Origin of the sequence: Carnobacterium jeotgali MS3 (genome assembly GCF_000745125.1) — a bacterium.
GTDB lineage: Bacteria > Bacillota > Bacilli > Lactobacillales > Carnobacteriaceae > Carnobacterium_B > Carnobacterium_B jeotgali.
Genome location: NZ_JQNF01000005.1, coordinates 81,424 through 102,287, shown reverse-complemented (window position 1 = coordinate 102,287; position 20,864 = coordinate 81,424). Strand labels below are relative to the sequence as shown.

General features: G+C 33.1%; 29 protein-coding genes and 1 pseudogene. 3 read left to right on the top strand and 27 right to left on the bottom strand.

The features are described 5' to 3' along the window. Nucleotides 1-54 precede the first annotated feature (54 nt). The 18 genes and pseudogenes from recN to BP18_RS02960 form a co-directional block, all read right to left on the bottom strand. Nucleotides 55-1,773, bottom strand: a complete 1,719-nt coding sequence (gene recN, locus BP18_RS03045; RefSeq protein ID WP_029276349.1) for a DNA repair protein RecN — start codon at nt 1,771-1,773, stop codon at nt 55-57. A gap of 33 nt (nt 1,774-1,806) precedes the next feature. Next, complete coding sequence (gene argR / locus BP18_RS03040; protein ID WP_007722247.1) at nt 1,807-2,256, bottom strand: arginine repressor; 450 nt, start codon at nt 2,254-2,256, stop codon at nt 1,807-1,809. 160 nt (nt 2,257-2,416) lie between these two features. Further along, a complete protein-coding gene (locus BP18_RS03035) occupies nt 2,417-3,244 on the bottom strand; it encodes a TlyA family RNA methyltransferase (protein WP_007722248.1) in 828 nt (275 codons plus the stop codon). Nucleotides 3,245-3,262: 18 nt separating this feature from the next. Further along, nucleotides 3,263-4,162 (bottom strand): polyprenyl synthetase family protein, encoded by a 900-nt coding sequence (locus BP18_RS03030; RefSeq protein ID WP_035050319.1) that lies wholly within the window; start codon nt 4,160-4,162, stop codon nt 3,263-3,265. A gap of 15 nt (nt 4,163-4,177) precedes the next feature. Next, complete coding sequence (locus BP18_RS03025; protein ID WP_007722250.1) at nt 4,178-4,414, bottom strand: exodeoxyribonuclease VII small subunit; 237 nt, start codon at nt 4,412-4,414, stop codon at nt 4,178-4,180. Continuing rightward, on the bottom strand, nt 4,411-5,751 hold the full coding sequence (gene xseA, locus BP18_RS03020; RefSeq protein WP_029276346.1) for an exodeoxyribonuclease VII large subunit: 1,341 nt from the start codon (nt 5,749-5,751) through the stop codon (nt 4,411-4,413). The genes BP18_RS03025 and xseA overlap by 4 nt, the downstream gene beginning before the upstream one ends. Before the next feature lie 75 nt (nt 5,752-5,826). Next, nucleotides 5,827-6,690 carry a bifunctional methylenetetrahydrofolate dehydrogenase/methenyltetrahydrofolate cyclohydrolase gene (locus tag BP18_RS03015; RefSeq protein WP_007722252.1) on the bottom strand — a complete coding sequence of 288 codons (864 nt, stop codon included), beginning with the start codon at nt 6,688-6,690 and terminating at the stop codon, nt 5,827-5,829. Between the two features lie 150 nt (nt 6,691-6,840). Beyond that, the gene (nusB, locus tag BP18_RS03010; RefSeq protein WP_007722253.1) at nt 6,841-7,284 is read right to left on the bottom strand and encodes a transcription antitermination factor NusB; all 444 of its coding nucleotides are present in this window, start codon (nt 7,282-7,284) and stop codon (nt 6,841-6,843) included. Beyond that, nucleotides 7,281-7,709, bottom strand: coding sequence for an Asp23/Gls24 family envelope stress response protein (locus BP18_RS03005; RefSeq protein WP_007722255.1), 429 nt, complete (start codon nt 7,707-7,709; stop codon nt 7,281-7,283). The genes nusB and BP18_RS03005 overlap by 4 nt, the downstream gene beginning before the upstream one ends. Nucleotides 7,710-7,761: 52 nt before the next feature. Continuing rightward, nucleotides 7,762-8,319, bottom strand: coding sequence for an elongation factor P (efp, locus tag BP18_RS03000; RefSeq protein WP_007722257.1), 558 nt, complete (start codon nt 8,317-8,319; stop codon nt 7,762-7,764). Nucleotides 8,320-8,411: 92 nt separating this feature from the next. Next, on the bottom strand, nt 8,412-9,473 hold the full coding sequence (locus BP18_RS02995) for a M24 family metallopeptidase (RefSeq protein WP_007722259.1): 1,062 nt from the start codon (nt 9,471-9,473) through the stop codon (nt 8,412-8,414). Between the two features lie 141 nt (nt 9,474-9,614). Then, entirely contained in the window at nt 9,615-10,004 is a 390-nt protein-coding gene (locus tag BP18_RS02990; protein ID WP_007722261.1) for a hypothetical protein, read from the bottom strand. Beyond that, on the bottom strand, nt 9,997-10,503 hold the full coding sequence (comGF, locus tag BP18_RS02985) for a competence type IV pilus minor pilin ComGF (protein WP_007722263.1): 507 nt from the start codon (nt 10,501-10,503) through the stop codon (nt 9,997-9,999). The genes BP18_RS02990 and comGF overlap by 8 nt, the downstream gene beginning before the upstream one ends. Then, complete coding sequence (locus tag BP18_RS02980) at nt 10,448-10,708, bottom strand: type II secretion system protein (RefSeq protein ID WP_231549427.1); 261 nt, start codon at nt 10,706-10,708, stop codon at nt 10,448-10,450. The genes comGF and BP18_RS02980 overlap by 56 nt, the downstream gene beginning before the upstream one ends. 67 nt (nt 10,709-10,775) lie before the next feature. Then, complete coding sequence (gene comGD, locus BP18_RS02975) at nt 10,776-11,213, bottom strand: competence type IV pilus minor pilin ComGD (RefSeq protein WP_007722267.1); 438 nt, start codon at nt 11,211-11,213, stop codon at nt 10,776-10,778. Continuing rightward, on the bottom strand, nt 11,213-11,533 hold the full coding sequence (comGC, locus tag BP18_RS02970) for a competence type IV pilus major pilin ComGC (protein ID WP_029276341.1): 321 nt from the start codon (nt 11,531-11,533) through the stop codon (nt 11,213-11,215). The genes comGD and comGC overlap by 1 nt, the downstream gene beginning before the upstream one ends. Continuing rightward, complete coding sequence (gene comGB / locus BP18_RS02965; RefSeq protein WP_029276339.1) at nt 11,530-12,588, bottom strand: competence type IV pilus assembly protein ComGB; 1,059 nt, start codon at nt 12,586-12,588, stop codon at nt 11,530-11,532. Before comGB ends, comGC begins: the two co-directional genes overlap by 4 nt. Continuing rightward, nucleotides 12,542-13,033, bottom strand: a pseudogene (locus tag BP18_RS02960) (ATPase, T2SS/T4P/T4SS family); the annotation flags it as partial. The gene comGB and the pseudogene BP18_RS02960, both read right to left, overlap by 47 nt. A gap of 164 nt (nt 13,034-13,197) precedes the next feature. Between BP18_RS02960 and BP18_RS02955 the strand changes: the two are divergent. The 3 genes from BP18_RS02955 (at nt 13,198) to BP18_RS02945 (ending at nt 14,245) form a co-directional block, all read left to right on the top strand. Further along, nucleotides 13,198-13,437, top strand: coding sequence for a hypothetical protein (locus BP18_RS02955; protein ID WP_029276335.1), 240 nt, complete (start codon nt 13,198-13,200; stop codon nt 13,435-13,437). Nucleotides 13,438-13,540: 103 nt separating this feature from the next. Further along, entirely contained in the window at nt 13,541-13,858 is a 318-nt protein-coding gene (locus BP18_RS02950) for a hypothetical protein (RefSeq protein ID WP_029276333.1), read from the top strand. A 75-nt stretch (nt 13,859-13,933) separates the two neighbouring features. After that, on the top strand, nt 13,934-14,245 hold the full coding sequence (locus BP18_RS02945) for a single stranded DNA-binding domain-containing protein (protein WP_029276330.1): 312 nt from the start codon (nt 13,934-13,936) through the stop codon (nt 14,243-14,245). A gap of 690 nt (nt 14,246-14,935) precedes the next feature. Here the strand turns inward: BP18_RS02945 and BP18_RS02935 are convergent. From BP18_RS02935 to BP18_RS02900, 9 genes are all read right to left on the bottom strand, one after another. Then, entirely contained in the window at nt 14,936-15,883 is a 948-nt protein-coding gene (locus BP18_RS02935) for a hypothetical protein (RefSeq protein ID WP_029276326.1), read from the bottom strand. A 342-nt stretch (nt 15,884-16,225) separates the two neighbouring features. After that, nucleotides 16,226-16,393: a hypothetical protein gene (locus BP18_RS12540; RefSeq protein WP_155860386.1), complete on the bottom strand. Its 168-nt coding sequence runs from the start codon at nt 16,391-16,393 to the stop codon at nt 16,226-16,228. Nucleotides 16,394-16,524: 131 nt separating this feature from the next. Further along, nucleotides 16,525-17,796, bottom strand: coding sequence for a peptidoglycan recognition protein family protein (locus tag BP18_RS12305; RefSeq protein WP_051669204.1), 1,272 nt, complete (start codon nt 17,794-17,796; stop codon nt 16,525-16,527). Beyond that, nucleotides 17,796-18,158, bottom strand: a complete 363-nt coding sequence (locus BP18_RS02925) for a phage holin, LLH family (RefSeq protein WP_029276321.1) — start codon at nt 18,156-18,158, stop codon at nt 17,796-17,798. Before BP18_RS02925 ends, BP18_RS12305 begins: the two co-directional genes overlap by 1 nt. 14 nt (nt 18,159-18,172) lie before the next feature. Then, nucleotides 18,173-18,688: a phage holin family protein gene (locus tag BP18_RS02920; protein WP_051926199.1), complete on the bottom strand. Its 516-nt coding sequence runs from the start codon at nt 18,686-18,688 to the stop codon at nt 18,173-18,175. Between the two features lie 55 nt (nt 18,689-18,743). Then, a complete protein-coding gene (locus BP18_RS02915) occupies nt 18,744-19,223 on the bottom strand; it encodes a hypothetical protein (RefSeq protein ID WP_035050317.1) in 480 nt (159 codons plus the stop codon). Between the two features lie 37 nt (nt 19,224-19,260). After that, the gene (locus BP18_RS02910) at nt 19,261-19,509 is read right to left on the bottom strand and encodes a hypothetical protein (RefSeq protein WP_029276317.1); all 249 of its coding nucleotides are present in this window, start codon (nt 19,507-19,509) and stop codon (nt 19,261-19,263) included. Between the two features lie 171 nt (nt 19,510-19,680). Continuing rightward, complete coding sequence (locus tag BP18_RS02905; protein WP_051669203.1) at nt 19,681-20,469, bottom strand: GDSL-type esterase/lipase family protein; 789 nt, start codon at nt 20,467-20,469, stop codon at nt 19,681-19,683. Between the two features lie 158 nt (nt 20,470-20,627). After that, entirely contained in the window at nt 20,628-20,864 is a 237-nt protein-coding gene (locus BP18_RS02900) for a hypothetical protein (protein ID WP_029276313.1), read from the bottom strand.

The following is a 20,864-nucleotide window of genomic DNA, read 5'->3' as shown; positions in this document are numbered from 1 at the left end:
AAAAGAGCCCGCAATTGATTAGACTAGAGGTCTAATCGATTGCGGACTCTTTTTTCAACTCATTTGTTTCTGCTTTTGTCTTTCTGTCTTAGCTAACACTGTTAATTCTTTTGCATGTTCTAAAGTTAGTTTTGTGATCTCAGTTCCAGCTAGCATACGTGCAATTTCATCTATCTTTTCTGCAGATTCCAAAGCAGTTACATGCGTTTTTGTTCGATCGTTTTCAACACTTTTAGAAATATACAAATGATTATCTGCCATCGCTGCGACTTGAGGCAAATGAGTGATACATAAAACTTGCGAGTGAACAGCTACTAAATAGATTTTATTTGCAATAGCCTGTGCAACTCGCCCACTGACACCTGTATCTACCTCATCAAATATTATACTCGTGATTCCTTGAGATTTAGAGAAGATGGTCTTCATAGCTAACATCATACGAGACAATTCTCCACCTGAAGCTACTTTAGCTAAGGGCTTTAACGGCTCCCCCATATTTGTAGCAATATAAAACTCCACGACATCAAAACCTGATTCATGTGCTTCTTCACTTAAAAATTCATAAACAGGTTTAAAGAATTGAACTTCAAAGACTACTTTTTCCATATAAAGTTCTTGTAATTGCTCATGAATAGACCGTTCAATATCCTTGGCTACTCCTCTCCGTTTTTCAGAAAGTTGTTTGCCTTGTTTTACCAGTTCTTTAGATAAAACAGCTAATTCTTTAGTCATATTCGTTAAATGATTTTCTCGATTCATTATTTGATCTAGTTCAGCTGTAATTTTTTCATAATAAGCCTTAATTTCCACAATTGAATCGCCGTATTTACGTTTTAATTGTTTAATAATTTCCAACCTTTTTTCAATTTCATTTAGTCGGTCCTCATCGTAAGCCATTTGATCTATTTCTCTTAAAATATCACTAGCTGCTTCTTGAAGCTGAAAATAACTACTTGAAATGGCCTCTGACAACGTTTTGTATTTTTCATCTATCTCTTCTAGAGAGCTCATATCTGTCATCGCATTTCCAACTAAATCAATGCCATTGACTTCATCTCCTTGTAGCGCATCATAACTCAACGATAAAGCAGACATGATTTTTTGGTAATTGGCTAAAAGATTTTTTTCTTCTAGTAATTCTTCTTCTTCTCCATCAAGAAGTTCTGCCATTTCGATTTCATTTGTTTGGTACTGTAACATATCCAAACGCTGTGCTAATTGTTGTTCGCCATTTTGCCATTTATGAAAGGCTTTTTCCACTTTTTTATACTGAGTATACGTTTCTTTAAAATTATTTTTTAATACAATCAATTCTTTATCACCAAAATGATCTAACATATTTAAATGGCGATCGGGATTCATCAATTCTTGGTGCTCATTTTGCCCATGAATATCGATGATAGATTCACCTATTAAACGCAATGTTGCTATCGTTACTAAGCGACCATTGATGCGGCAAACATTTTTTCCACTGCGATGAATATCTCGTTGAATAATAACAGTCTCTTCATCACTATCGATATCATATGCTTTTAACAATTCATAAGTAAGCGAATTTCCTTCCAGTGAAAACAAAGCTTCTAATACACATTTAGTCGCACCATGACGAATAAATTCGCTAGATCCTCTTCCACCCGCAAGTAATCCAACAGCATCAATAATGATTGATTTTCCTGCTCCTGTTTCTCCGGTTAAAACAGTCATACCCTGATTAAAACTAAGATTTAAATTTTGTATGATTGCAAAATCTTTGATCGTTAATTCCTGAAGCACTGTTTTCCGCCTCCAATACTTCTTTCTTAAAAGTTAGATTAACTGTATAAAATGATTTTTTAATTGTAATGTTTCTTCGTGTGATCGACAAATAATTAGTACTGTATCATCTCCTGAAATTGCTCCAAAGACACTTTCGAAATTTGAAGAGTCAATTAAACTGCCTAGAGCAAATGCATTTCCAGGGATAGTTCGAATGAGTAGAAAACAGTCTTGCGTATCCATTGAAACAAAAGCATCTTTAAATAAACGCTCCAATTTTTTTGATGTATCATATTGAATGTCCGGCGGCAAACTATATTGGTATCCTCCTGTTTGTGAAGGAACTTTTACTAATTGCAATTCTTTAATATCACGCGAAATAGTTGCTTGTGTGACTTCTATACCTCGTTCTTCTAATATACGCACAAATTCTTCTTGTTTTTCAATAACATTTTCTTTAATCAACTCTTGTAACAAATGGTGACGTTCTCTTTTTTTCATGTTTCCACCTCATTTTCATAACCACTATTATCCTTTAATACTCTTATCATAGCGTATTTATTTCAGTTAGAAAAGAAAAAACAAAATAAATTAGACTGAATGCTTTAAATAGTTGAAATAAAATACGAATGTGCTAAGTTAAATCAGCACATTCGTTATTTTATTTCTTTTCTTTTTTTAATGTGGTATAAGCTTCTGTTAAAACTGATTCAATATCCACAGTCTCTGCTACTTCACCTTGTATTTTATCATTCCATTTTAAATGAGCTAAAAATTCAATATTTCCTTCTCCACCAGTAATCGGTGAGAACGTCAAATTCAATACATCATACCCAATACTTATTGCAAATGAAAGCATGTCTGTCAAAACTTGTTCATGAACTCGCTGGTCACTTACGATCCCTTTTTCACCTACATCTTCACGGTGAGCTTCAAATTGAGGTTTTATTAAAGCCAATACGTCTCCACCAGAAGCAATAATGTTTTTTAAAACTGGTAAAATCAGGCGTAAAGAGATAAACGAAACATCAATTGAAGATAAATTCGGTCTGCCTTTTGAAAAATCTTCTGGTTTACAATACCTAAAATTGGTTTGTTCCATGACAACTACCCGCGAATCTTGACGAAGTTTCCATGCTAATTGGTTCGTCCCTACATCTAAAGCATAACTCAATTTAGCCCCATGTTGCAAAGCTGCATCTGTAAATCCTCCAGTAGAAGAGCCGATATCTAGCATGACTTTGTCTGTGATAGAAACATTGAACACTTTCATGGCTTTTTCTAATTTAAAACCACCACGACTCACGTACCGTGAATGTTTCCCTTTTAAGTGAAGCTGAGTATCACTAGATAATTTTTCCCCAACAGTATCGATTCGTTCTTCTTTTGATGTGTATACTTGACCAGCCATAACTGCACTTTTTGCTTTTTCGATAGACTCTACCAAGCCTTGTTCGACTAAGAGAATATCTACTCGTTCTTTTTTCATGTAAGGGCTCCTATCTTTTTAACCAATCACCAACAAATCAATCATTTCTGTTAATAAATTAATTTGAATTGGATTAACTGAATTCTGACTGATTTTTTCAACCGTATTTAAATTTGTTTTTGCTGCTGTTAGCTCTTTAGCCAAAGCTTTTTTAGCCCCTTCAAGTGTCAACAAACCAGGATACGTGCTTTTATTATGAGCTTCATCCATTCCAGTGTTTTTGCCTATTTCTGCTACATCACCAATGACATCTAAAATATCATCGCGGATTTGGTAAGCTAATCCGATATGTTCAGCATATCCCATCAATTGCTCTTCTATTTCTGTCGTCGCATCAGCAATTACACAAGCTGCGTAAATGGGGAACTTTAATAATTCGCCCGTTTTATTTCGATGGATAAATTGCAGTTCTTCCAAATTCAAACTTTTTTTCTCACCTTGAATATCAGCCATCTGGCCTAAAATCATCCCTTTTGGACCCGCTGATTTCGCCAATGCACTTATTAATTTAACCTTTTTTTCTGATGACTCATCTGAATCCGCAATTATTTCAAACGCCTGTGTCAGTAGCGCATCTCCTGCTAAAATCGCGATATCTTCACCATATACTATATGACTTGTTGGTTTTCCTCTGCGTAAATCATCATCATCCATAGCCGGCAAATCATCATGGATCAAAGAATACGTATGAATAAATTCTAACGCAGCACTAGCAGCATAGCCTTTTTTTATATCGCCACCCAATGATTGAATCGTTGCTAAAAGAAGTAAAGGTCTGATTCTTTTTCCGCCAGCCGCTATAGAATAAGACATCGCTTCATGCAATTTTTCTTTTTTTGTTAACTCTTTCCCTATATAGTCCAACATCTCTTTTTCAAAAGATGGAATTACATTTTCTTTGAATGATTTTAGATTCATTATTGCCCTTCTTTCTTATTCATTCTCACTAGTTTCTTCAAATAATTTTTCTTTCCCATTTTCATCTACAATTTTAGTTAAGGTTTGTTCTGCATTTTGTAAGGTTTCTTTACAAAACTTGCTTAGACTTACTCCTTTTTGAAATTGATCTAATGCTTCTTCCAAGGGAACATCACCACGTTCTAAATTTGTCACAATTTCTTCTAACTGTTGCATAGCTTCTTCAAACTTCATTTTTTTAGCTGTACTCATTTCGATTCCTCTTCTTTCTTTATCACTTTTGCTTCAAAGTTTCCTTTGTGCAAATGAATGTGTATCTTATCATCTACGTCAACTTGCTTACTGTCTTTGATAACTTTCCCATCTTTCGTTGCGTAACTATATCCTCGATTTAGGATTTTTAACGGGCTTAAATAATCCAGTGATTGAACAGCATAATGGAATCGCTTAGTTTGATTCTCCATGTACCATTCCATTTGGGTAGTCAACTGTCGGTCCATTACAGTTAAATCACTATACTTTTGTTTCACCAATTGCGCTGGATTTTGTGCATTTAACTGTAGCGTGTGTACGTTAAGATCGTTTTTTAATTGCTGATTTTTTTCTTCCATAGATCGAATCAATCGTTCAGTTAATAAATCTAATTTTTGAGCATATCCTTCATACAATCGTTGCGGCTGATTGAATATATAAGAACTCAAATGACCAGCCAAACGTTGATTTAGGTTTTCTACTTTTCGCGCATAACTTTGAACTAGTCTCAATTTCAATTGATCAATTTTAATCAATTCATCAGACAATAATGGAACGGAAAGTTCTGCCGCTGCTGTTGGAGTTGCTGCTCGTACGTCTGCCACTAAATCGGCAATAGTCGTATCGGTTTCATGCCCTACAGAAGAAATGATTGGTGTTTGAGCTTCAAAGATTGCACGTGCAACTATTTCTTCATTAAAAGGCCATAGATCTTCAATCGAACCTCCACCACGCGCAATGATCATGGTATCAAAATCACCTCTTTCTTCTACCATACGAATACTTGATACAATTGCCTCCGCTGCTTTAGTTCCTTGGACAAGGGTCGGATAGATCACCAGTTGCACAATTGGAAAACGTCTTTTTATCGTAGTCATAATATCTCTAACAACAGCGCCGCTTGGACTCGTTATAACTGCGATTCTTTTAGGAAAAGTAGGAATTAATTGTTTTGGAGCATCAAAAAGTCCTTCATGCCTTAATTTTTTCTTCATCTCTTCTAAAGCTTGGTAGAGTGCTCCAACACCATCGGGCTCCATATGTTCAATCGTTATTTGATAATTTCCGCTTGCTTCATATAACGTTATTCGCCCAATAACCAATACTTTCATTCCCTCTTCGGGAGTGAACTTTAATTTTTGAAAAGCGGGCTTAAACATAATAGCAGAAATTTTCGCATGATCATCTTTTAAACTAAAGTACTGATGTGCATTTGGTCTATTTCTAAAATTCGAAATTTCTCCTGTCAAATAGATTCTATCTAAATAAGGATCCCGTTCAAATTTCCGTTTAATATATCTAGTCAATGCGGTAACCGTTAAGTAATCATTTGACAATTTATTCACTCCCTTAGCAGCATTGCCTATTAAAAAGCGTTATCCTTTTTAGGTAAAGATGACACTACTTTATAATTAGTCTTCTGATAATGCGGCTAGTTTATTCGCACTTTCAATCGTTTGATAAAGCAACATTGTAATCGTCATTGGACCGACACCTTTAGGAACGGGGGTTAAATAACCCGCTACTTCAGCTACCTCATCACTTTTTACATCGCCAATCAATTTGCCATTTTCATCACGATTCATTCCTACATCAATGACTGCAGCTCCTGGTTTAATAAATTCTTTAGTAACAAAGTGTCCTTTGCCAATTGCTACAACTAAAATATCAGCCGTACGAGCTACCGCCGCCAAATCTTTTGTTCTAGAATGTGCCATGGTAACAGTTGCATTTTTCATCATTAACAGCTGAGCTATCGGTTTTCCAACAATATTGCTACGCCCTATAACTACTGCTGTTTTCCCTTCAATTTCTACTTCGTAACGTTCAAGCATTTTCATAATACCATAAGGCGTGCATGGTATTTTATCCGGTTTACCTATAAACAATTTCCCCATATTTACAGGATGAAAACCATCCACATCTTTTTCAGAATCAATCGCATTTACTATTTTATCTGAATCGATGTGCTTTGGTAAAGGCAATTGAACCAATATCCCATGAAACAATGGATCTTCATTATACTGTTTGACCTCATTCAGTAATTGTTTTTCTGTTATATCTGCGGGATAGCGTTTTATAAGCGAGTGAAAGCCTAAAGCTAGTGCACGTTTTTCTTTATTTTTAACATACGTTTGACTTGCAGGATCTTCGCCAACTAATAATACAACTAAACCAGGAGTAATCCCTTTTTCTTTAAGTTTATTGACGTTATTCTGCATCTCGACTGTCATTTCATCGGCTAAAAGCTTGCCGCTCATAATTGTTGCACTCATAAAAATCCCATCCTTTTCATCCGAACTGAAGTGACTTGTTTTTATCATATCTATCTTATCATAAGAATTAGATCAGATATACCCTCAAATCTGCATTATAAGAGTTTCTAAAAAGATAGCCTATCCATAAAAAAACAGTGAAAACAAAGCTTATTCAGCTTCATTTTCACTGTTTTCATTTACTATATTTGCTAAAACACCGTTAACAAATTTTCTGGATTTTTCATCACTATACTTTTTAGTAATTTCGAGAGCTTCATTTAGTGCAACTCTGTCCGGTACATCTGAAACATACATCATTTCAAAAATTGCCACTCGAATAATAATTAAATCCGTTTTAGCAAGTCTATTTAATGACCAATTTTCTAAGTGCGTTTTAATTTTCTCATCTATTTCGTCTTGTTTTTCCATTACACCTGATACAAGCATATCTAAATAACTTGGTACCAAAACTGTTTCAACTTCATCAATTAAGTCATTTTCACTTATTAAAGCGTGTTGCATCGCTTCTTCTTTTGATAAATCCTCATTAACGGAAAGCTGAAAAAGCGATTGTAACGCTTTTTCTCTAATATCACGTCTTGTTAAACTCACTCTTCGTCACCATCTTCTTCTTCATTCAAATCTAACAATTCTTGTAATTCTGTTTTTTCTGGTACAATTCCAACAATGTGGACATTTACTTCAGCAAGTGTGATATCTGTCATTTGAAGCAATTGTTCTCTTACTTTTTCTTGAATTTCTAAAGCAACTTTGGGAACCGAAACACCATAAACAAGGTAACAGTAAATATCTACTTTTAAGCCTTCTTCGTCAGATGTTAAATGAACACCTTTTTTATGGTCAACTCGTCCAAATAATTCCGAAACACCAGAAGTCATTTTCCCTTGCATTGAATAGACTCCGTCTACTTTATTTGCAGCAATACCAGAGATTACTTCAATTACCTGAGGAGCTACTTCTATTTCTCCAAGAGTACCTTTAGTATCATTGATTGCAACTGTTGATTCTTCAGTCATTAGGTAAACCTCCTTTATTCACTAATTTCTTTTTTAAATCGAGATTAATTGATTATGCACGTGATACGTACGAACCGTCTTGAGTATTAACAATTAATACATCATCTACATTTATAAAGAAAGGAACGTTAACGGATGTTCCAGTTTCTAAAATTGCTGGTTTTGTTCCACCTGAAGAAGTGTCTCCACGAATACCAGGTTCTGTTTCAGCAACACGCAATTGTACTGTATTTGGTAATTCAACACCTAATACTTCTGTATCATACATTAATACATGAACTTCCATATTTTCTTTCAAATATTTCAATTCTTCAACAATAGAATCGCCTGGTATTTCAATTTGTTCATATGTTTCGCTATCCATAAATACATATGAACCAGCACTTTCATATAAATATTGCATTTTATTATTATTGATTTGAGCTTTTGCTACTTTTTCGCCTGCACGGAAAGTTTTTTCTTGTACTGCACCAGAGCGTAGATTTTTTAATTTTGAACGTACAAAAGCTGCACCTTTACCTGGTTTTACATGTTGAAACTCGACAACACGCCAAATCGCACCTTCTACTTCAATGGTTAAACCTGTTTTAAATTCATTTACTGAAATCATTTAATTTCCTCCTATGAGTCCATTCCTATTTTTCTGTATAAGTGTATCATTTTTTCACTGTTCTGCCTAATAAATTGTTGATTTAAATCCTCTTATAAAATGATAAGTTCTTTTGGCGAATGAGTAATGACTTCATTTCCATTTTCAGTAATCACCAAATCGTCTTCAATTCTCACTCCGCCCAAACCTGGAAGATAAATCCCAGGCTCATTAGTAATGACATTCCCAGGAATAAATCGTTTTTCTGCCAACTTAGAAACATTAGGGCCTTCATGAATCTCTAATCCTATTCCATGACCCGTTGAATGACCAAAAGCTGCTCCATAACCATAACTTGCAATATGATCACGTGCAACAGCGTCTAATTGGACACCTGACATACCCGGTTTAGCTGCATCAATCACTTTTAATTGTGCTTCAAGCGTAATAGCATAGATTTCTTTCAACTTTTCACTAGGTTCGCCTACTGCAATTGTTCTAGTCATATCCGAAACATACCCTTCATAATAACAACCAAAATCAATCGTTACAAAGTCACCTGTCTCAATTTTCTTATGACTAGCTACTCCGTGAGGCATTGCTGAACGAACGCCACTAGCTACAATCGTTTCAAATGATACACCTGTTGCTCCTAGGCCACGCATATGAAAATCGAGCAAATTGGCTACTTCAATTTCTGACATGCCTGGTTTTATTTCTCCCAAGATAAACTTAAATGCTGAATCCGAAATAGAACAAGCTTTTTTGATGGTTTCAATTTCCGTTTCATCTTTAACTTCTCTTAATTCTTCCATTAAGCCTTTTACTGGAATCAATTCACTTGAAATAATTTCTTCTAATAATTCAAATGTACTAAAAGTGACAAAATCCTGTTCAAAGCCTAAATTTTCAATCTTATCTTCAGCTACTAATCTTGCCACTTCATCAAATATAGGACCACTATTTGTAACGATTTCAAACCCTACAGCTTGAATAGCTACTTGTTCAGTGTATCTAAAATCAGTCACAAAATAAGCTTTATCTAACGTAATAACACTTAATCCAGTTGTACCTGTAAAGTTTGAAATATACCGTAAATTATAAGGACTAGTTACCAATAATGCATCAATCTTTCTTTCTTTCATACTTTCACGTAATTTAGCTAGTTTAGTCACTATTCCTCACTCCTATCCATATATGTATCTAACTACTTTTTTGAATTTGCTGCTTCTATTCAGATATTATATCAAATAGAACAACAAAAAGAAATAACTTCACATAAGCTTGCAATGAAGTTACTTCTCATTTATTCGAGGTTACTTTGCTTTAAAAGTGGTTATTTCTTCAACAGGTTCCTGATTTTTGGAATTTTCAATCGACTGTTGTTTCAGTTGAACTTCTAGTTGTTTTGAAAAGATAGTTTTCAGTGTTCCATTTAAACTAAATAGTCTCTCGTCTTTTTTGTGAATAGCTACTGTTCCATCAGAAAAAACAACTCGTCCATTTTTGAACTCTTTATTTAATTCATAATGATCCTTAAGTTCCATTTCAGATAGTATTAGCATGCTTTCAACTTCATAATAATGTTTTGTCATTCTTAATTGGTGCATTTGGTTTTCAAAAATTCGATTCGTTCCTAAAAGCATCATCAACAATAATAAAACAAATACTAGTACTGAAGGCAAAATAGCTCCTCTTTCATTCATTCTGAATACCGGCTAAGTTTTTCTCAATAGATAGTTGCGCATGATAAGTTTCCTGATTTAAGAAAGTTACTGTGATTTCTAAAAACGACTTATTTTGAACAAAATTTAGGTTTTTTACTTTCATCAGCATGGGTTGATGTCCTCCAGCTCCCGTTCGACGTCTCAGTACTTCGAAGTGTCTTTCATAATAAATGGTTTCTTTTAAATTGCCTTTTTCATCAAGTAACTTGAACTCTAATTCACTAGGTTTAGCATTTACAAATACAAGTCCTTCTATAGTGTATTCAAACTGATTTAAAAACATATGCCATTCAAGCTGACGGTCTTCAAAAGTCTCTTTGCGTATCGTACGGTATTGCGTGGTTGCAAAATTTAAAAGTGAAACACATAAAACTAAAATAAATAGCGCTGCTAAAGCTTCAACGAGTGTAAACCCTTTTTGGTCAAGGAGTGGACGTTTGAAAAGAAAGGATTTCAATGGAGATTTCTTCTTTTTCATATTTTACCCTGACTCCTTTTTGAATTGTATTGGCTATTGGTTCGATTGTAAAAATTTTCCCACCAGTTTTCCAAGTCTGATCAATTGGTTGATGCTGTTCAATTTTCTGCACTTGTTCATACTGAATACGATGCATTTCAACGGCTGTTTTTTCGGCTTCCACTTTTTTTAACATGCTTACGACAAATGGAAGATAAAAAGCCATACATAAGCTCAAAATAGAAAACGCTACTAGACTTTCTATTAATAAATACCCTTTTTGATTTAATTTTTTATTGCCAATTATATCGACCACTTCCCAACTGAAAAGCCATAGTATGTCTTTCTTTATTGATAAAAAAAACAAGCGTATTAAATTCCCGTAAATTCCCACTATATCCATTAAAATAGTACGTTTTACGTTCAGGCGTGGTGATTGTTTCCGGCAAATGAATCAATTGGTTCAATTCATTTGATTCGTCACCGATAACTTGAAATTGAATTGTCTTATATTCAGAGGATACAATCATTCTAGTTGCATTGCCTGATAAAATAGCATAATTTTGAATAGTTGTCACATGACTTTGTAAGTCTTCAGTGAACAGCTGATTTTCTAAAGTAATTTTAGTTTGTTTTGTGTAGATAGTTGGAATAAGTAATAAACCAACTGCAATTAATAAAACTAATAGCAACTCAAAAAGCAGCAGCCCATTTTCATTTAGCGATTTCATTAATTTGGACTCGAGCTCACTACGCCATTCGTAATAGTAATGGATTTTGCACTTGCTTGCTTAACTTGTTTGGCCGATAGATAGCCCTGCTCTTGCAAGGATACTAAGGATGCTGCTCCTTTTGCACCATCTAGTTCATAGAGCTCTACTTGCGTTTGAATAACCGTAACCAATGCTTCTGTTCCTTGTTCATCAATAGAATCTTTTTGTTTTACTACGTTTGGTACAATAAGCAACATCAATATTGAAATAATGAATAACACCATCACCATTTCAATCAGTGTGAATCCTTGTTGATTCAACTGTTTTAATTTTTTCATAAAATCTCCTCCATCATTGTGAAAGTTGGCAATAATAATGCTAGGTAAACACACATAATAAAAAAGGCAATCACTAAAAATATAATCGGTTGAATCCAACTAAATATCTTTTGGATTTGAAGCGTTAATCGTAATTGACAATCATTTGCATAAATGGCTAGTTCTGTTCCTAAACGACTGGTTGCTTCACCGTGCATAATAATAAAACCAAGTTCACTATTAAAAAAAGGAAAACTATTCATAGATTCTTTAAAATCTCGACCTGTCCTCAACTCTTTTTCCATCTTGTGTGCGACTTCTTGCATGAGTTGCGTTGTTTCTTTCGATTGCATTAATTCAATAATTTTATTCATTTGATGACCACTTTTTAATAATTGACTCCACTCATAGCTAAATAAATTTGTATAATACAACTTTAATAACGTAGAAATAATAGGAATTTTCATAAAAAAAGTAGTCCGTTGAATGGCCGTCTGTCTTCCCAATTGATAGCGAATGAGGAAGATGGCTAATAATACTACGATAGAACTAATCCCTAAAAAAGCTGGGAAATAGTAGACGAAGCCAATGGCCATATTATTCACAATGGACCCTTTTGTCGCATTCATTTGTTCATAATTAGGTAAGATCATGTAACGGATGGCCATTAAAATCCCGATCATAAAAAGCAATAAAAATAGTGGGTACTGCAATAACTTTGTTAACTGGCTCTGTTGTTTCGTTTTTTCTTCTAAGTAATTCCCACTCGCTGCTAAAGCTTCTGTAAGATTCCCATGGATAAAAGCTAGATAGATTTGTGAAGAAACACGTTCAGAAAATCCTTGCTTTTTAACAGTACGGTCAAATCGTTCTCCATTCTCTAATTCTTCAAGAATGGCTTGGATCCAATGTGCCTCTTTTGGTAAGATCATTTTTAAAAATAATAAAGCTTCTTTTAAAGAAAATCCTTCGGTCATCAATTCAGATAGTTTGATTAAAAATGAGGCTTGGACTGGCAATGATTTTTTTTTAGGGAATTTGGAACTGGATAAAATTTTTTCCACTGATATAACCATATGCGTACGCCTTTCTTAATAATAAATTAAAGGATCTAGTTTGTTTTTTTTGGATTTGTTCTTCTGTTTGCGTCTGATTAAGATACTGTTTAAGTTCATTTCTCGATAAAACATCATATAAAATTGCTCTTTTCTCAGATAATTCTATATGAGAACAAGCAGGCACACAGTCTCCTTTACAAAAGGAGCAATATCTCGGAATCAACTTTTGAAAGACAACGCCAAGCAGGGTTTGTTTTAGTTGCTCTTGAGTTACCCCTAGCTCCAATAAACGCGAGATGACCCCAATAGTATTTTTTGCGTGCACGCTAGCTATGATCAAGTGACCAGTTAAAGCACCTCTTATAACCATCTTCGCTGTTTCTTCATCTCGTATTTCTCCAATGATAATAATATCAGGATGATGCCGCAAACTAGATTTTAAAAGTGTTTCATAAGTGATTCCAGCCTTCTCATTAGCATAAAATTAACACATACGAAAAAAGAACCTACCTATTATATAGATGGGTTCTAAATATTATTAAGTAAACCATAGTTTGTTTTATCATAAATAAAAGTATTTAAAAAACGTTGCGTATATTATAATAGTAAATTGAAAGGAGAACGATTATGGATTTCTTTGAAAGTAATATCCAGCTATCTTTATTAATAACTCTTTTTAAACATAATGGTTTAAAAATTGAAGTCTTTAATTCAACAAAAGACGCTTACGTAAACATTAGTTATAAAACAAGATTAGTTACATACCCTTTTAAAAATGTTACTGAAGCTAATTCATTTGGTAATTATTTAATTAATACATATTTAAATGAAGGACCATCGGTTGAAGAATTTTTCAATAAATTATAGCATCGTCATTTACCCCCACTTTCATCCAGTGAGGGTATTTTTTTATCCTGTTCGCTTTACAAAACGAACACTAGTTCGGTATAATCTAAGCGAGGTGATCCTTATGAAGCTAATAGCTAAAAAAGAAAATGAATACGATGTGGATGTTGCTGATCTCTTTAAGAAGAAGAACATTAACCACACTATGCTAGAACCAAAATACATAGCTAATGATCGCGCTTTTGAATTGTGGTGGTACTCTCTTAATGATAAAAACCATATTCTAGCAAAACATTTATTTAGTCCATACTATTTATTTTATATATTAATAGAAGACCACGAAGTATTTGGTCCTCTTGATTTTGATTATTTTATGAAAAACGGAGAATTCGCAAATGGAGGGAGGGGTCTTGGTGCCGGAGACTTTAATGGATACAGATGATTTTTGGGGATTGGGAGAAAGTAGTTTGATACTTATTGAAGATGAAATCGAGGAACTATTAAAGGAGGAAACGTCATGAATACTGCTATAATAACTGGTAAAGTTGAATCAAATGTAAAAGTGATCAATACGGATAATGGCACGCCTTTTTGTAGATTTACTTTAGAATCTAATGATCGTAAATTCAATTGCTTAGTTGCTGGTAAAAAAGCTTTTGGATTTGTCTATGAAGTGAAAATGGGTTCAGAGATTACTATTGAATCTGTTATCAATGACCGTAATCAATTAGTTGTACAAAAATTTAAAGTATTGAATCCGCCTAATTATTTCGGACAAGTGTTTGATTATAAAGGTCATATGATGCCGCATAAAAAAGTGATGTTTTAAATTAAAAAGAGGCTGGGACAAAAGGTCTCTCAAAAAAATACACTCCCAAAACTATGAACTATTTTGTTCAGTAGTGAGAGTGTATTTTTCTATATCTCTATCAAAACAAACGAAAGTGGGACTACTTTTTTCACAAAAGTAGTTTTGTCCCAGCCTCTTCCTTTCTCTTTACATTTTGTATTATTCTTATCTTTTTCTAAGCTGATTAATTACTTTTCTTAACATTATTGTAGATATAACAAAATAAATTATCCCTACGACTGAACATGATCTCGATAGAAAGATTAGTAGTGACACTTTCCAGTTTAATCCAAAAAAGAGTAAAAATACATCTATAAATATAGAAAATACGAAAAAAACCAACCCACAGTAGATAGGACTGAAGTATTTATCAATATAGCCTGCCTTGTCTTTAGAAACAATATTAGGTCGAGAGCTGAACTCAACCATATTACCCAGCATTGTATACATAAAACCAGTAAATACCGTGTTTACAGTTAATAAATTATACGAAGCCTCTTTATCAAAAACTATTTTGTTTATATCCATCTTAAAGTAAACAATGATAATTCCAATAATAGAGATTGCTAATACAATACTAGTAAGTTTATTATTGCGAATCTTGTCTATACATCTCTTCAGCATCCTGATTCCCTCCCCTTCAAAGCAAGGAACGTTATTCGGCACAAATCAATTTTTAAATCCTATATATTTGGAGATACTATCTTGGTTTTGCTGATATTTTAACCACATTTGGTTTTCAATTTGTTTTTGTAAATCTACACCAGTATCCTTGCTTATATTATAATTGAAATTTACTTTTTTAGTAAATGGATTGTCTACTAACTTAAAGTCTTGCATATAATCTTCACCGTCATCTTTTGCACTTACTTTAATATTTTTAAATTTATTTTTAACAGATTTGAAGAATCCTTCAGCATCTTTTTCATCCTTAAAAACAGACTCTTTTCTTTTTTTCGCTTTAAGTTCAACAGTAACTTTGGTTCCTTTTTGATTTTGCAACTGATCATACTCTTTGTCGGTCAATCCACTAATTAAATTAGAATACCCATCGGGTAACGTAATTTCGTAACTCATTCTTCCGATAATGTCTTTGCCACTTAAAATAGGTATTGCATCTTCGTCCACAAGACTTTCGATTAATCCCCAAATTTTAGATTCTTCTTTCAACAAGTTAGTAATGAGATATCCTAAAAACATAATACTAGGTGCAGTTGCTTCTTTTATATATGACACCGCAAAAGTGCCTTTATGAATTAAAACATAGGAGAAAGATTCAAATAATTCATCATCTCCTTTAAATATGGGAGATGCCTCTAAAGTATCATTTTTTCTTTTTTGAAATTGGTTTATATCATGTTCCCGTCCTAATTTACCGAATACATAGAATTCGTTATCAGCAATCACCTCAAAAATAGCTGAAGGACTTTCCGGATTATTGATATCTTTGTTTATCTTAATTGTTCTATTGCTGTTTAAACGATTATCAATGATTTCTTGTAAGTAACTTTGTTTTTCTTTTATACTGGGAAACTGTTGTTCAGAGTTTCCGTCTTTATCTTTACCTAAAGTGTACATGTCAAGCCTAAAAAAATGCATTTTCTTTTGTTTTTTCATTCAATTTATCCCCCAAATTTTATATAAGCTATACCAATTAAAACAAAAAAAGGCCAATTATACAATAGTATATTGACCTAATCAGCTTATATAATCTTTTGAGGACTATAAATATATTATACACAAAGAACATATGTTTGTATATAATTTTGATTAAAAAATTACCCTATCTCAATTAAGATAGGGTTTTATCTTGTCTTACGAAGCTTTCCGTGTCATTGCAACCAAACTACAAGAAATAGCTATGTCTTGCAACTAAGTTAATTGTTCGTGATTAAGCTACTGTGATGCATGTAAATACTAGTTATTTTTCGTATATTTAGTTAAACTAAATATATTAGTTTAACTTATGTATTTATAAATCAAAAATCCTATTATGCCAATAATTGAAATTCCTATAAAAGCTATGATGATACTTACGGCTATTTTAGCTATATCTAGCATGTCTTCTAAAAATGCGTTCGGTTTTCTAACATTTATAATAACTTTATCTTTTGTACTCATTTTCATATTAATCCCTCCTTATTAATTAATATACCAATACATCAATCTTACAACATTCAATTATAAAATCAATGTTATTTATCAAGAAACTAAAAAAGCCACCTCAACTAAGAGATGGCTTTTTATATTTTATAAGTCTATTTAAATAATGCTTCGGATGTTCCTTGTCCTACTAGGCCATCTACTTTTAATCCTTTAGTGCCTTGGAAATTTTTAACAGCTTTATCTAATCCGTCTCCGAATTTACCGTCAAAACCTTTTACATCATATCCTTTACAAATTAATGCAGCTTGGATCAAACGGGTAAGGTTTCCGTTGGCTCCTTTACGAACAGTAACACATGCATTTTTTGTTTTCACTCCCCATAGTCCATCAACAATAAGACCCGCTTTGAATTGGCTATTTAATTCCATTTGTAAAGCTTTGACTAATGCTTTTCTTGTTGCTGGACCTGCTGAATTATCAATTGTTAATCCACCATAGAACCAACGATTTAAGAACATTCGAACACCAGCAATTGATTGCGACTCAGTTGTAGTTCCTGTAACAGATGGTTTAGTGGTAGGAGTAGCTTTGTTTGTGTTGCCACCACCTGCAGTTTTAAATCCATCTACATCTTGTTCTAATAACCATCCAGTAGCTACTTTACCTTTACCAATCAAGTAAGCTTTTTTTGATTTAGGATTATTAACTGGTTTGGATGCCAATACGTCGTATACTTGACCAATTACAAATTTAGGGATAGCTGAACCCGTTTCCCAATGTGTTGCTTGCTTTCCAACTTTAACAGTTTTTCCATCAGGCTGAGGAGTTACTTTGTTGGGTACTGTTACAGTTGGAGCAGATACTCCTTCTTTTTTAAGCATTTCTTCTACTGTTTTACCTAATGACATGTATCTTGTTACTTTAGTGATAAGGTAATCTTTTAAAGCGTTAGTTGATTTACCATGAAGATCCCAAGAACGGTGCGGACACGATGTCGCAGAGAATTCGCTGTGTAGCCGAACAGTCTCTTTGTTCGGCTTTAATCCATAAAAATGGAAGTCTTCAGCCATTTGGCGTAAAGTCATATCTTCGTTTAAGATAAATTCTTTATCAGAAATGATACCGTAAAAACTTTGTGTAACTTCGTATCCTAGATACCAAGCGTTACCTTCATTATTTGCAGTGTGCCAAGCTTTGTTTCCAGTATTATCTGCTCTTAAAATAGCTGAACTATTAATATAATATGGAGCAAAACCTAATCCTAAACGTCCTTCTTTTCTGCGAGCAATTAACCAAGCAACGTATTGTTGAGGTGTCATTGCACCATAATCATTGTGGAAAACTCCTCCTTTAGGTTTACCAGGACGTTTACCTGCTTTCCCATTAATTATGTCATCACGATTGATTTTAGTTACAATACTCATTATTTTTCCTCCTCTTTCATTTCAATTACTCCAACTTTAGTACTGTTAAACGCATCATTCATTGCTTTAACGGCGGCTTCAATCATGGCAGTCAGTTCTACTGCTGTAATATCGATTCCGTTATCATTCAGTAAATCCAACGCTTGATTGCGTGCTTTAATAAGTTTCGTTTCTCCGTCTTCGTTTTTCCAAATCTGTTCGACGGCATTGACTGCAAGGTCCACTAGATATTGTTTTTTATCTAATTTTTCCGTTAAACCTAACTCGTCTAGGTATTTAGCAACCTTACGAGCTAACCAACCGATTAAACCTACTACCATTAATACTAATGCGTTAAATAAAGCTCCTTGTACTGAATCCATAATTAAATTTCCTCCTATTCATCTTTTGTTAGAATCTGTGGCTTGCCTTCTTCTGGAACAACTACCACTTGCTCAATTCCACTTGCTGGTAAATCTCCTGCTTTAACTTCCTGTTTATCGCCATGTGATCTAATTTGAATCAAGTATTTGGTTATCATTTCTGGAATTGGTACGCCTAATTTGCCTAAATTTTCAACCAAACTAAGACCTTCATTTCCTAAGAGCACAAAGATAATACCCATTTGAGCAACTGGCTGTTTGTCAAATAAGACAATATCGATTACATGAGCTAAAATAATAGCAATCCATGTACCAATTTTTTTCTTAATTCCTGCATTCATAACGCTTGAACTAATATTCTTATCTTTACCGCCTACTAATAGACCTGTAAAGATGTCTAATCCTTGTAAAATGAGTAAAGCAGTTAACAATTCATGCCACCCACCAAACAAAAAACCCGCTAGTAATCCTAGTGTTAATGCTATTTTATCCAGTGTTCCAGCATGCGTTCCTAATTTTAGATATAACATTCCATTCCTCCTTCAAGCAAACAAAAAGAGTAACCAATCCTGGCTACTCTTAATATTATTTATTCATTTTGTAGTTTGTAATAATATCTATTTCTTTATTCTCATATCTGGCATAGAGTTTAGTTAAATCGAGTATAATTTTAGAATTAAAATTTCCCGCATTACCTTTTATATATTTATCATATTCTTCAAGGTATTCATTCATTTTATCTATAATTTGATGGTAGTATTCATTATTACTGTTTAAATTAATAAACAGTTTATGTTGATTTTGCCTATATATTATAAGATTTTCGGCAGATAGTGTAATAGTTGTATGTTCTAATAATATTCTTATACTTTCTTTAACTTGTTTTAAGCTTGCAGTTCGTAATTCTATCCATATATCTAGTTTTTTATTTTCCTTTAGCCTACCTTGTTGGTAAATAAATTGAGCTACTTGAGCTAAAAGAACAAGGAAAGAAATGCATGCAGCAATACTACTCCACTGAAAGTTTCCTTGATGATCAAAAAATAGTGTGAAGAAGTTATCCATTTAAATACTCCTTTTTTAATTTAATAATAGAAGTATATCATAGTAACTTAATTACAACCGATATATTAAAAGAGCAACCATTTCTTTCATTTTGTTTGAAAGATCTAACGATACCTACCCTATCTCTATGTTTCAATTTTCTAGGGTTTGATGGATTTACAATATATTCTTCACCAATTTTAATGGTTAGCTTCTTTGTATTTCCTTCTCTATCTTTCTTACTAATATTTGCAGACACAATTTTACTTCCATTTAAACCTACATCCGTATTATCAAAACCAACCATTTCATCACTCCTATTTATAATTATGATTTAAATATAACCATAATTATTTAAAGATTCAATGTATACATTATTATTCAGACATTTCTTGACGATCTGAGATAATATAAAAAGATTCACTCATATTTGAGTGAATCTTTATTTTCATTCGTTTTCAGTTTTTACTAGTATGATTTAAAAGTCGATATACTGAGACATTTCATCTATAAGTTTAAAAAAACCTTCGCCAGACAAATGAACACCATCTTTAGTGTATTCTTTATAAAGTTCGTTATTTTCATTTGCGAATTGAGAATAGATGTTAACATAGGTAACATCTTCTTCATTTGCAATTTTTTCTATCTTTGCATTAAATGACTGAACATCTTCATTGTTCATAGGATGGTTGTAATCAGTATTATTAACTGGCAATAATGATTGGATGTAAATTCCTGTTTTTGGACTTTCATTTTTTATTTCATTGATTATTTTTTTATAATCAGCTAAAACAGATTCAATATCATATCCTCTGTATAAGTCATTGATTCCAATATTAATGTAAACTACTTTAGGTTGACCTTTTACAATAGTACTTATACGATTTAATACTCCAGCAACTGAATCTGAATCTATACCTCGATTTTTTATATTCGTATTTTGAGTTAATTCCATCCACTCACCGCGTTGAGTTAGACTATCACCAACCATCACAATATCATCACTATCAATTGGCAAAACTTCAAAAAGAGATTCTCTAGCTGGATAAACCCCATCTTCAAAATATCTTTTCTCTGGAGTGTTGGTTTCCTCTGACGTGTTAACTTCCTGAGCAGTATTAGTGTTTTCAGCATTACTAATTTCTTCCGTATCAAAACGACTTACGATCTTTTGGTACACATCAAACTTGATAAAAAAGATTGTAGTTATAAAAAATAATACTACATTCAAAGCTATAGATACTATTAATATTTTTTTACCTTTCACTATACAATAATCCCCTTTATATATAATCTACAAGAAATAATGTAACACATTATTTCATTTTTTAATAGGTAGTTTTTAGAGATGAAAGTTCTGCTTCTTATAAATTCATAGTTTTATCTGAATTTAAAGACTACCATTTTGAACAATGTAAAATACTATTAAGTTAAGTTTTCTGTCGCAATCTCATCTTCAACTTCATAAACTGCAGCTTGGAAATCCGCAATATCCTTTCTGACTGCTGCCTTGTTTTTCTCATATAGTTCAGCATTTTGGATGTATTGGCTGATGTTACCTACTCCAGTGCTATCTGGAATCGTAGCGGATAGATTTACCACGGGTTGTCCATCGATTTCCGAGTTACCATTTAACGTGATTGATTTAGTTGTTTTTAACAT

Excerpts from the sequence above, each read along its gene's own strand:
- argR (WP_007722247.1), bottom strand. The coding sequence starts at position 2,256 with ATGAAAAAAAGAGAACGTCACCATTTGTTACAAGAGTTGATTAAAGAA.
- BP18_RS03035 (WP_007722248.1), bottom strand. The coding sequence starts at position 3,244 with ATGAAAAAAGAACGAGTAGATATTCTCTTAGTCGAACAAGGCTTGGTA.
- BP18_RS03030 (WP_035050319.1), bottom strand. The coding sequence starts at position 4,162 with ATGAATCTAAAATCATTCAAAGAAAATGTAATTCCATCTTTTGAAAAA.
- BP18_RS03025 (WP_007722250.1), bottom strand. The coding sequence starts at position 4,414 with ATGAGTACAGCTAAAAAAATGAAGTTTGAAGAAGCTATGCAACAGTTA.
- BP18_RS03015 (WP_007722252.1), bottom strand. The coding sequence starts at position 6,690 with ATGAGTGCAACAATTATGAGCGGCAAGCTTTTAGCCGATGAAATGACA.
- BP18_RS03005 (WP_007722255.1), bottom strand. The coding sequence starts at position 7,709 with ATGACTGAAGAATCAACAGTTGCAATCAATGATACTAAAGGTACTCTT.
- efp (WP_007722257.1), bottom strand. The coding sequence starts at position 8,319 with ATGATTTCAGTAAATGAATTTAAAACAGGTTTAACCATTGAAGTAGAA.
- BP18_RS02990 (WP_007722261.1), bottom strand. The coding sequence starts at position 10,004 with ATGAATGAAAGAGGAGCTATTTTGCCTTCAGTACTAGTATTTGTTTTA.
- comGF (WP_007722263.1), bottom strand. The coding sequence starts at position 10,503 with ATGAAAAAGAAGAAATCTCCATTGAAATCCTTTCTTTTCAAACGTCCA.
- BP18_RS02980 (WP_231549427.1), bottom strand. The coding sequence starts at position 10,708 with ATGGCTTTTTATCTTCCATTTGTCGTAAGCATGTTAAAAAAAGTGGAA.
- comGD (WP_007722267.1), bottom strand. The coding sequence starts at position 11,213 with ATGAAATCGCTAAATGAAAATGGGCTGCTGCTTTTTGAGTTGCTATTA.
- comGC (WP_029276341.1), bottom strand. The coding sequence starts at position 11,533 with ATGAAAAAATTAAAACAGTTGAATCAACAAGGATTCACACTGATTGAA.
- comGB (WP_029276339.1), bottom strand. The coding sequence starts at position 12,588 with ATGGTTATATCAGTGGAAAAAATTTTATCCAGTTCCAAATTCCCTAAA.
- BP18_RS02955 (WP_029276335.1), top strand. The coding sequence starts at position 13,198 with ATGGATTTCTTTGAAAGTAATATCCAGCTATCTTTATTAATAACTCTT.
- BP18_RS02950 (WP_029276333.1), top strand. The coding sequence starts at position 13,541 with ATGAAGCTAATAGCTAAAAAAGAAAATGAATACGATGTGGATGTTGCT.
- BP18_RS02945 (WP_029276330.1), top strand. The coding sequence starts at position 13,934 with ATGAATACTGCTATAATAACTGGTAAAGTTGAATCAAATGTAAAAGTG.
- BP18_RS02935 (WP_029276326.1), bottom strand. The coding sequence starts at position 15,883 with ATGAAAAAACAAAAGAAAATGCATTTTTTTAGGCTTGACATGTACACT.
- BP18_RS12540 (WP_155860386.1), bottom strand. The coding sequence starts at position 16,393 with ATGAAAATGAGTACAAAAGATAAAGTTATTATAAATGTTAGAAAACCG.
- BP18_RS12305 (WP_051669204.1), bottom strand. The coding sequence starts at position 17,796 with ATGAGTATTGTAACTAAAATCAATCGTGATGACATAATTAATGGGAAA.
- BP18_RS02925 (WP_029276321.1), bottom strand. The coding sequence starts at position 18,158 with ATGGATTCAGTACAAGGAGCTTTATTTAACGCATTAGTATTAATGGTA.
- BP18_RS02920 (WP_051926199.1), bottom strand. The coding sequence starts at position 18,688 with ATGTTATATCTAAAATTAGGAACGCATGCTGGAACACTGGATAAAATA.
- BP18_RS02915 (WP_035050317.1), bottom strand. The coding sequence starts at position 19,223 with ATGGATAACTTCTTCACACTATTTTTTGATCATCAAGGAAACTTTCAG.
- BP18_RS02910 (WP_029276317.1), bottom strand. The coding sequence starts at position 19,509 with ATGGTTGGTTTTGATAATACGGATGTAGGTTTAAATGGAAGTAAAATT.
- BP18_RS02900 (WP_029276313.1), bottom strand. The coding sequence starts at position 20,864 with ATGTTAAAAACAACTAAATCAATCACGTTAAATGGTAACTCGGAAATC.